General features: G+C 40.5%; 15 protein-coding genes. 7 read left to right on the forward strand and 8 right to left on the reverse strand.

Going from position 1 to position 8492, the window contains the following annotated elements; translation table 11 throughout:
- On the reverse strand, window positions 1–668 hold a 668-nt coding region (locus NTV63_03490; GenBank protein MCX6709986.1), incomplete at its 3' end, for a cysteine desulfurase family protein.
- A 17-nt stretch (window positions 669–685) separates the two neighbouring features.
- The gene (locus tag NTV63_03495; protein MCX6709987.1) at window positions 686–1048 is read right to left on the reverse strand and encodes a transcriptional regulator; all 363 of its coding nucleotides are present in this window, start codon (window positions 1046–1048) and stop codon (window positions 686–688) included.
- Window positions 1049–1252: 204 nt separating this feature from the next.
- Here NTV63_03495 and NTV63_03500 point away from each other — a divergent pair, with 204 nt between their 5' ends.
- Window positions 1253–1837: a hypothetical protein gene (locus NTV63_03500; GenBank protein ID MCX6709988.1), complete on the forward strand. Its 585-nt coding sequence runs from the start codon at window positions 1253–1255 to the stop codon at window positions 1835–1837.
- A 98-nt stretch (window positions 1838–1935) separates the two neighbouring features.
- Here NTV63_03500 and NTV63_03505 read toward each other — a convergent pair whose 3' ends face one another.
- The 3 genes from NTV63_03505 to NTV63_03515 form a co-directional block, all read right to left on the reverse strand.
- The gene (locus tag NTV63_03505; protein MCX6709989.1) at window positions 1936–2298 is read right to left on the reverse strand and encodes a hypothetical protein; all 363 of its coding nucleotides are present in this window, start codon (window positions 2296–2298) and stop codon (window positions 1936–1938) included.
- Window positions 2299–2383: 85 nt separating this feature from the next.
- Complete coding sequence (locus NTV63_03510) at window positions 2384–2884, reverse strand: nitroreductase family protein (GenBank protein ID MCX6709990.1); 501 nt, start codon at window positions 2882–2884, stop codon at window positions 2384–2386.
- Between the two features lie 44 nt (window positions 2885–2928).
- Window positions 2929–3435 carry a nitroreductase family protein gene (locus NTV63_03515; GenBank protein ID MCX6709991.1) on the reverse strand — a complete coding sequence of 169 codons (507 nt, stop codon included), beginning with the start codon at window positions 3433–3435 and terminating at the stop codon, window positions 2929–2931.
- Window positions 3436–3568: 133 nt separating this feature from the next.
- Between NTV63_03515 and NTV63_03520 the strand changes: the two genes are divergently transcribed.
- The 4 genes from NTV63_03520 to NTV63_03535 all read left to right on the forward strand — a co-directional run bounded on the left by NTV63_03520 (window position 3569) and on the right by NTV63_03535 (window position 5892).
- Window positions 3569–4585, forward strand: a complete 1017-nt coding sequence (locus NTV63_03520) for an RNA-guided pseudouridylation complex pseudouridine synthase subunit Cbf5 (GenBank protein MCX6709992.1) — start codon at window positions 3569–3571, stop codon at window positions 4583–4585.
- A 40-nt stretch (window positions 4586–4625) separates the two neighbouring features.
- Window positions 4626–4793 carry a hypothetical protein gene (locus NTV63_03525; GenBank protein MCX6709993.1) on the forward strand — a complete coding sequence of 56 codons (168 nt, stop codon included), beginning with the start codon at window positions 4626–4628 and terminating at the stop codon, window positions 4791–4793.
- Window positions 4794–4798: 5 nt separating this feature from the next.
- Window positions 4799–5083 carry a DUF357 domain-containing protein gene (locus NTV63_03530; GenBank protein ID MCX6709994.1) on the forward strand — a complete coding sequence of 95 codons (285 nt, stop codon included), beginning with the start codon at window positions 4799–4801 and terminating at the stop codon, window positions 5081–5083.
- Between the two features lie 62 nt (window positions 5084–5145).
- Entirely contained in the window at window positions 5146–5892 is a 747-nt protein-coding gene (locus NTV63_03535) for a hypothetical protein (GenBank protein MCX6709995.1), read from the forward strand.
- A gap of 171 nt (window positions 5893–6063) precedes the next feature.
- On the opposite strand, the gene NTV63_03540 is transcribed toward NTV63_03535, so the two are convergent.
- Window positions 6064–6582, reverse strand: a complete 519-nt coding sequence (locus NTV63_03540; protein ID MCX6709996.1) for a 50S ribosomal protein L15e — start codon at window positions 6580–6582, stop codon at window positions 6064–6066.
- Between the two features lie 159 nt (window positions 6583–6741).
- On the opposite strand from NTV63_03540, the gene NTV63_03545 reads away from it, so the two are divergent.
- Window positions 6742–6948, forward strand: coding sequence for a hypothetical protein (locus tag NTV63_03545; GenBank protein MCX6709997.1), 207 nt, complete (start codon window positions 6742–6744; stop codon window positions 6946–6948).
- Window positions 6949–7008: 60 nt separating this feature from the next.
- Here the strand turns inward: NTV63_03545 and NTV63_03550 are convergent, their stop codons facing one another.
- Window positions 7009–7419, reverse strand: a complete 411-nt coding sequence (locus NTV63_03550; protein ID MCX6709998.1) for a hypothetical protein — start codon at window positions 7417–7419, stop codon at window positions 7009–7011.
- A 112-nt stretch (window positions 7420–7531) separates the two neighbouring features.
- On the opposite strand from NTV63_03550, the gene NTV63_03555 reads away from it, so the two are divergent.
- A complete protein-coding gene (locus NTV63_03555) occupies window positions 7532–8215 on the forward strand; it encodes a DEAD/DEAH box helicase (GenBank protein MCX6709999.1) in 684 nt (227 codons plus the stop codon).
- Here NTV63_03555 and NTV63_03560 read toward each other — a convergent pair.
- On the reverse strand, window positions 8216–8492 hold a 277-nt coding region (locus NTV63_03560; protein ID MCX6710000.1), incomplete at its 5' end, for a signal recognition particle-docking protein FtsY.

Consider the following 8492-nt stretch of genomic DNA (forward strand, 5'->3'; position numbering starts at 1 on the left):
ATATTTATTCCCTCTCTGACATAGAGAAGGGCAGCGCCCTTGGGGCCGTACATCTTGTGGGATGATGCTGTCAGCAGGTCTATATTCATTTTTTCAACATTGATTGGAATCTTCCCGAAGCTCTGGCTTGCATCTGTGTGAAAATAAATTCCCTTTTCCCTGCATGCCCTTCCGATTTCTGCAATTGGGTTTATCGTGCCTATCTCGTTGTTGGCATGCATCACTGATACAAGTATTGTGTCATCTCTTATTGCCTTTTTTACCTCATTCGCGCTTATCATCCCAAACTTGTCTGCAGGAACCTTTGTCACAGAGAATCCCATTTTTTCAAGCCATTTTGCGCTGTTTATCACGCAGTCATGCTCAACAGAGGAGATTATTATGTGCCTTCCCTTTTCCCTGTTGGCAAGCGCAACTCCCTTCAATGCAAGATTGTTGCTCTCTGTTGCAGAGGAACTGAATATTATCTCCCTTGGCTTTGCATGGAGGGCATCTGCAATTGTTTTCCTGCTTTCCTCAAGCGCAGAATACGCCTCCTGCCCGTAGGAGTGCAGAGACGCTGAATTTCCAAATTTTGATTTCAGGAAAGGCAGCATTGATTCAAGCACAGCAGGGTCTATCGGAGAAGTTGCGGCATAATCCAAGTAAATTCTTTCAATACTTTCCATAATTTTCACCCAATCATTCATCCCATGCAGAATCTGCAGTCTTTCTTCTTTCCATCTTCTGCGCTGTGATACCTGCATAGCATGCCCTTTGACTTTATCATGTGGCAAAGTGAGCAAATCTTTTCAATAACCAAAATCTCATCCTTTGATTGTGAAATCTGCCTGGCAGCCTTCCTTATCTCAGAGGTAATTTCCGGGCTGAATTTCATGTACTGCCCCCTCTTTGACTTGATATACTGGGATACTGCAGCCTCAGTTATCCCAAGATTTGCCGCAGCAGCCCTTTGGGTAAGGCCCAAGTCATTAACCATGCTTTTTGCAAGCTCCCTTCTTACTGGCGGAAGCACATGCCAGACAATCAATTCGCAAGGAATCTTCATTTTTTCACCACCATCAATTCATTGTTTTACCGAATAAAATTATTAACAATTGTTAAGTTATATATAAATGTTATGGAGTAATGCTCTTTTTAGGGTATTTTTATGATAAAAATTGATATTGTAACTATTATTTGATAGTAAAAAAAACAAAAAGTATATAAGAAAGTGCATCTTTTCCGGCAATAATTGGCGGAGGTTTTCAAAATGAAAAGCTTGAAAAATAAGATTATTTTAGGAGCGCTTATAGTGGGAATTGGCGCTTTTTGCCCAACACAGGCAATAAGTCAGGTAAATCTTGAGGACAAGGTTTCAACAGCAGTGGTTTCCCAGGAAAGCGCTGAACCGCTGTATCGTAATACTAATCCAACGACAAACTCAATAATAATCATAGGTGAGCCGGTGGAACAAAAAGAAGTTGAGCTTAAGAGCATAACTGGGATCATAAAGGCAATTGATGAGGATGAAATTCCAATACTCTCTTCAATGATGACTGTTCTTTACAATGCCAGCACAAAAAGCATGGAGCCAACATACATCATAGAAAGCGGAAGCTTCCAGTTTGAGAATATGAGGATTTACTCAGAAACAGATAAAAAAACATACCGAGTTGTTTTCCCAGGACCCTCAAATTATCAGGTTGGGGACAAGGTAAATTTCAAGTATGAGCCAAAAACCACTCTGTCCTTCAACGAGCTCGTTGACCAGTATCACAACGGAAGCATGGTCAACAGTCCTCTTCAGAGAGGATATTTCAACCTTGACGGGCTTATAAGAAGGCAGGGCGAATAAGAAGTATAAAAAAATAAAGATAATAAAAAAAATTTAATATTTTTTAATATTTTATGCAAAAAAGCGGTAACGCCGCTTTTTGCATCCTAAAAATTCGTTCAGCGAATTTTTATGATATTTTTTTCAATTAATTCTCCAATAATTGGGACAAGCCATTTCTCCTTGTTGTATGCCTTTATCATAAGGACAATCCAAAGGATAAATGTAAGAAGTCCTGCTGCCCAGCCCAGGAATATTCCAAAAACCGGCATAAATGAGAAGATTCCCTGAAGCACGAAAAGCGCTCCAAATGTGATTATGGATTGCCATGCGTGGAACTTAACATTCCTGTTCTTTTTCTCAATTACCAGAAAGATTATTCCAGTAATCCAGAGTCCAAGGTAGCAGAGCATTGATTCAATATTTTCATCCATAGTTACTGAGGTTTTCCCAGATTCGCTTTTTGGTTTAGCCTTTGCCATAATTTTTTCACTTCCTTTTGTTTTTTTAAAAATGCCTATTTTATGCTTTCAGAGTAAACAGCGTTTATAATATTTATGCTCTTTTTCAGTATTTTTCCCAATGGATAACCTTCTCAAGGGGCTTCTTGTTGCTGGAAGGGCATTTTTCCCTGCTGTAGCCAAGTGAAACTATTGCTATTATGTCCTGTCCTGAAGGTATTCCCAGGGCTTTCTTTATCCTTAATAAGGAAAGGGCGTTCCTTCCGACTGTCCAGCAGCTTCCTATTCCATGCGCCTTTGCCGCAAGAAGGATATTTTCTGTTGCTGCCCCGCAGTTTTCCCTGAAAAACGGCTTTTTCCTGATTCCAGAAACAATTACTGCAGCAGCAGCATCTTTTATGAATGTGTTGTATACTGACTCCCTTGCAATTTCCAGAAGGGTTTTCTTGCCTGTTATTACAATGAATTCCCACGGCTGGCTGTTCATTGAAGAGGGGGCAAGCCTTGCTGCATCAATTATGTCAGAAAGCACTTTCCTTTTTATCGCTTTTTTCTCATATCTTCTGACTGAGCGTCTTCCCTTGATTATTTCGATTGCGCTGCTCATTAAAACCACCTCTTTTTTCATTAAGTTTTTTCGTAATTTTTTATTCAGTATTTCTCCCAGTGAAGCAAATCCTTCAATGCACGCTTGTCATGAATAACATTCTCGCCTAAAGGATAACCGAGGGATATTATGGAAACTATAACTATTCCCTTTGGAAGTTCAAGCATCTTTCCTATCTCCTCAGAATATTCCTTTTTGTAGCCGGCAACCCAGCAGCTTCCAATTCCAAATGCTTTTGCAGCGAGAAGTATGTTCTCTGTTGCTGCGCTGCAGTCCTCAACAATATAGGAATTATCGCGCTTACCAGAGACTATTATCGCGGCTGCAGCATCCTTTATGAACTTTCCCCAGGTTGCCTTCTCAGAAATCTCCCTCAGCATTTTTCTTTCTGTTACAACCACAAACTCCCAAGATTGGATATTGTTTGCTGATGGCGCAAGCCTTGCTGTATCTACAAGTTCCCTAAGAATTTCCTTGTCAATCGGCTTATTGGAATACTGCCTTACTGAGCGCCTTCCCTTGATTATATCAAAAAAATCCAATAATATCACCCCTTATTTTTTAAAAAAAAAATTATTGATGTGGTATATTCATCTGGAATTATAAATTTTTTGCCTTAATGGCTCTCAAAGAAAAGATTTATTAAAAGAGAGAAAAACTGGTTTATCCATGGAAAAGGCTGATATGGGAAAAAGCGCAGAAAAAAGCCTCCTCCCTTTCCAGAAAATAGAAAGGGAAATTCTTGTAAGGCGCAATGCCTCAACAGATGAGCGGTTTGGGAAATATCCTGACAAGAGAACAGTTGAAGAGCTCATTGATTTTGGGGTAATAAATGTGGACAAGCCATCCGGACCGACAAGCCATCAGGTAAGCGCATATATCCAGATGATTCTCGGGATTGACAAGGCAGGGCACTCTGGAACACTTGACCCTGGCGTAACTGGTGTGCTTCCAACAGCATTGGGGAAAGCGACAAGGTTATCTCATCTTATGCTTAAATCAGGGAAAGAGTATGTTGCACTGATGCATATCCACAAGGATATTACTGAGGAAGGTATAAAGAAAAGTATTAATGATTTTGTGGGAAGGATTGAGCAGCTTCCCCCGGTAAAGTCAGCTGTCAAGAGAGTGCTGAGAAAGAGGAATGTCTATTATATTGATGTTCTTGAAATTAAGGGGAAGGATGTGCTTTTCCGGGTTGGATGCGAGGCAGGAACTTATATCCGAAAGCTTATCCATGACTTCGGCGTTAAAAGCAAGGTTGGGGCAAACATGGAGGAATTAAGGAGGACAAGGGTTGCGCATTTCAGCGAAGAGAACATATACAACCTCCAGGAAATTTCCGATGCTTTCTGGTATTGGAAAAATGAGGGAAATGAAAAATACATAAGAAAGGTTATACTTCCTGCAGAAAGGATAGTTGATTCTCTTCCTAAGATATATGTAACAGACACTACAGTTGATTCACTTTCGCATGGGGCAAGCCTCAATATTCCTGGAATCGCAAAGCTGGATTCGGGAATAGAAAAGGGCGACACAGTTGCTGTCATGACATTGAAAGGCGAGATAATAGCATACGGCGAATCTGCCCTTGATTCCAATGAGATGGCTGAAGGAGAGCACGGATTTGCTGTAAAAATCGAGAAGGTCTTCATGAACCCGGGAACTTATCCTGATTCAAGGAAAACTGCCGGAGAATAAAGCGCAAAATTTATAAATAAGTATACTAATGTATATTTTTATGACACGATACATCTGCTCAGCTTGCAACTACCGGTTTGAGCCCAAGGGGGACAGGAAAGGAAAGCCAAGTGTTTGTCCATACTGCGGCAAGAGGGGAAGCGTTGAAGAAGAGAAAAAAGCCCAGCAAATCCTCGACGATGTTTCAAACATAGATGAACAGTTCTAGTTATTATGAATGATCGGATAACGCGGGAAAAGCTCTTAAAGTATTTTGATGTAACTGGGAGAGCCCTCTCTGCAGCCAGGAAAAGCCTAAACAAGTCCGGGCTTAAGAAGGAAAGGGAAGAAATCCTCGACATGGCTGAGCGCTATTATTCTGATGCAAAGCACTACTTTGAGAAAGGCGACTTTGTAACCGCATTCGCATCGCTGAATTATGCCCACGGCTGGCTTGATTGCGGGGCAAGAATCAGGGTTTTTGACGTTCATGATTCAGAGATTTTTGCAGCAGATTAGGAAAAATCTGCGGATAAATTTTAGAAAGTATTATAGATATTAACGCTATTTAAATGGTGCATATGAAAAAAATCCAAAAGGACCGCGGACTTGAAAGGAGATTAAATGATTCAGAAAATGAGGAATTAGTGAAAAGATATCTCATTGAAAAAGCTGCTCTCGACTCTTTCTCATTGGAATACCGGCTTTTCGACGGGAACAGTGTAAGAATAGAGAAAAACGCCTATTCAAATGCAGAGAACATAATAAAAACAGTTGACAATGTTGTCTTTGAGATTATGGACGGGCAGTATGTTTCAAGCGAAGGAAATGAAGGAATGGAAATTCTACATAATCAATCCATAAAAAAGAGGGAGATTCAGGAAAGCGCATTTTATGATTTCTGCAATGCAAAAGAGCGCCTTGATGAGCTTTCTTCAGGGATAAAGAGACTTGTTGAGGAAAATGGAATAAAGCCATCTAAAGTGTTTTCAAGAGATGTAATATTTAACCTGGACTTGTATTCAAGAAGCTGCGCACTAACATCCCTTTACCTCAGGTTCAAGGATGCGCCGCTCTATAAAGAAACATTTTCAGCAGTTTTGAAGGCATCAAACCTTTTCCATGACTATTTTATCATGGCATGGGCTTTCAGCGAAGGGAGAAAAGGAATAATACTTGGGGCAAGGTTTCCAGTAAGCTACCTTTCAAACATTTCCGGTTTCATGGAAAAGAGCAGACAGATTCACACTGAAAGCGTTAAGGATATCCTCGCTGCAGAAAGCTTCTTCCAGAAGAATTTATATGAGGATAAAAGCATAAACAATTGAGGAATTTTCTGTTCATTTTTTTATAGAGAAAAGATTTTACACATTAACTTTTCATATGTAATCAGATTCTCATTAACTATTTTTCAAACAGAAAATAAATATTCAAAAAGAATTGAAATGATTTTCCAATTTTAAAAAAAGAATAAAATTAATAATAAAAAAATATTAATCTTAAGCCATCTTTGAGGAGCTTGCTGCGTGCGTAAGCCCTCTCTTGAGCCTTGACCTGTTGGCTCCTCTTGAAATCCAGTTGATTCTCTTGTCCGCCTTTATCGCAGGATGGCTCTTGTCAACAAGGATTACCTCAAACCAGAATCTCATAGCGTCCTGCGCAAGATAGTATGAGTTGAGAACCTCAAGGTTGGGGTATTTCTTGGCTGCCCTCTGCTCGGCAACATACTGGTAATTCATTCCAATTATGCTCCTCCTGCCGTATCTCTTTGGCCTTCTGCCATTTCTTATCTGGGGCTTCATCCTTCCGCCGCGATTGACTCTCTGCCTGATGATTATGAATCCTGGCTTAGCCCTGTACCCAATAGCCCTTGCGCGGTCAAGCCTTGTTGGGTGATCTACCCTTAGTGTGACAGGCTCTTTTCTCCACTCAATAAGCCTCTGCCTGAGAAATTCCTTAAATTCGGGAGTCGGCTTTCTCCAAGCTTCCCTGATATTCTGGTATAACGACATTTTCATTGGCCTCCATTGTTATTTGCATTACTCTTATGCTCTGATTCAGGCAAGCCGCCGCCCACATCTCAGATTATTACTGGAAAAAGGAGCCCCTTTATAAATCTTATTAAAAAGACATAAAGTTTAAAAGATGCAATGCTTTAGTCAGGTTTGGGTGATATTATGAAGAAGCTTATGAATTGGGCTGAGAAGAAAATCAGAAAAATGAGCATATGGACTTTCGGGCTGGTAAAGGCAGTTCTGGTTTTGCTTGGTATCATAGTCGGAGCTTACATCTCAACATTTGTCAGGCATTACATTTTGTATTTCGCGGCATTGTTCGCGGTGCTGTATGCGGCGCTGTGGTGTGTGCTGTTTAAAAAGAAATAAATTTGCATATAACGATGCCAGCACTCATTTGATAAGATGAGTGTTAAGAATATTAAATATTTATTTTTTCTCAGAAAGAATCTTATCTATCCTTTTCTTTGCGTCGTAATTGCCGCGGAAAGAGTTGTTCCTCACTCTTCTCGCAGCAAGCAGATATTTTAAGTTTACATCGTCAAGGAACACTGAGTCAGTTACATGATAGATGCTGTCCTGCAAAAATCCAAACCTGTTTTTGATGTAGTCCTCTTCAGGAAGTTTCGGAAATGCTTCCTTTATGTATTTTCTTGAGGCGCTCTGGACTCTTTCATCAGACGGAGTAAGGTAATAAACAGGCATTAAGTCAATGTCGCGCGACTCTTGCTCTCCAGAAGTGAACGAGCCGTAGATTATGAAGCCAGCAAAGTTTGGAAACTTTTCTGCCGCAGATTTAACAACATCATCAATTGTTTCAATTACCTGTTTTCTGTCCATAGATAAGCGATAAAGCGCGCAGGTATTTAAGGTTTTTGTTTTATTGTTATTAGTAAGTAGTAACATTTACTCAAAAGTCTTTTAAAGATACTACGAGTTCTTCTTTTGCAAAATGTCCCTCGAAAAGATTAAGGAAAGGATTCACCCAAATCTATACGATGCTCTATACAAGGACGGCATAAAGGAGCTGCGCCCAGCCCAGCGAAAGTCAATTGAGGCAGGGCTTCTTGAGGGGAAGAACCTTCTTGTGTGCACCCCCACTGCATCAGGTAAGACCCTTGTTGCTGAGCTTGCCATGCTCAACACAATTCTTCATCATCCCGGAAAAAAAGCAGTATACATCGTTCCATTAAAGGCTCTTGCATCAGAGAAGTTCAGGCAGTTCAAGGCGAAATACTCAAATCTCATAAAAATAGCGCTTTCAATAGGGGATATTGACTCTTCAGACCCTTATCTTTCAAATTATGACATAATAATCTGCACTTCAGAGAAGTTTGACTCATTAATCAGGCACCATGCCCGCTGGCTTTCCTCTGTTTCTGTTGTGGTTGTGGATGAGATTCATCTCCTTAATGACCCGGGAAGGGGCCCGACTCTTGAGATTCTGATAACAATGCTGAGAGAAATTCTGAAAGGGCTTCAGATAATTGCGCTCTCTGCAACAATAGGAAATCCAAAGGAGCTTGCCGAATGGCTTAATGCAGAGCTTGTTATAGATTACTGGCGCCCGGTAAAGCTTCAGAAAGGGGTTTATGTAGAGGACAGGGGAATGATTGAATTTGAGAAAGATGCCTGATTAAAGCCCTATGCTTTTCATGATTTTCTCAGAATTGAACTCTTCAAGATTCTCATATTTCTGCCCGACTCCCAGGTATATGATTGGCTTCTTTGTGACATAACTGATTGATATGGCTGCCCCGCCCTTCTCATCAATGTCTGCCTTTGCAAGGACTATTGCATCAATTCCAACTGCCTCATTGAAGCTTCTCGCCTGCTCAACGCAGTCGTTTCCTGTGATTGCCTCTCCTATGAAGATTTTCATGTCCGGGTTTGCAACCCTTGTTATCTTTTTC

It is taken from the genome of Candidatus Woesearchaeota archaeon (genome assembly GCA_026394965.1).
Taxonomy (GTDB): Archaea; Nanobdellota; Nanobdellia; order Woesearchaeales; family 0-14-0-80-44-23; genus JAPLZQ01.

Excerpts from the sequence above, each read along its gene's own strand:
- NTV63_03555 (MCX6709999.1), top strand. The coding sequence starts at position 7,532 with ATGTCCCTCGAAAAGATTAAGGAAAGGATTCACCCAAATCTATACGAT.
- NTV63_03530 (MCX6709994.1), top strand. The coding sequence starts at position 4,799 with ATGAATGATCGGATAACGCGGGAAAAGCTCTTAAAGTATTTTGATGTA.
- NTV63_03535 (MCX6709995.1), top strand. The coding sequence starts at position 5,146 with ATGAAAAAAATCCAAAAGGACCGCGGACTTGAAAGGAGATTAAATGAT.
- NTV63_03550 (MCX6709998.1), bottom strand. The coding sequence starts at position 7,419 with ATGGACAGAAAACAGGTAATTGAAACAATTGATGATGTTGTTAAATCT.
- NTV63_03495 (MCX6709987.1), bottom strand. The coding sequence starts at position 1,048 with ATGAAGATTCCTTGCGAATTGATTGTCTGGCATGTGCTTCCGCCAGTA.
- NTV63_03545 (MCX6709997.1), top strand. The coding sequence starts at position 6,742 with ATGAAGAAGCTTATGAATTGGGCTGAGAAGAAAATCAGAAAAATGAGC.
- NTV63_03525 (MCX6709993.1), top strand. The coding sequence starts at position 4,626 with ATGACACGATACATCTGCTCAGCTTGCAACTACCGGTTTGAGCCCAAG.
- NTV63_03500 (MCX6709988.1), top strand. The coding sequence starts at position 1,253 with ATGAAAAGCTTGAAAAATAAGATTATTTTAGGAGCGCTTATAGTGGGA.
- NTV63_03510 (MCX6709990.1), bottom strand. The coding sequence starts at position 2,884 with ATGAGCAGCGCAATCGAAATAATCAAGGGAAGACGCTCAGTCAGAAGA.
- NTV63_03540 (MCX6709996.1), bottom strand. The coding sequence starts at position 6,582 with ATGAAAATGTCGTTATACCAGAATATCAGGGAAGCTTGGAGAAAGCCG.
- NTV63_03505 (MCX6709989.1), bottom strand. The coding sequence starts at position 2,298 with ATGGCAAAGGCTAAACCAAAAAGCGAATCTGGGAAAACCTCAGTAACT.
- NTV63_03520 (MCX6709992.1), top strand. The coding sequence starts at position 3,569 with ATGGGAAAAAGCGCAGAAAAAAGCCTCCTCCCTTTCCAGAAAATAGAA.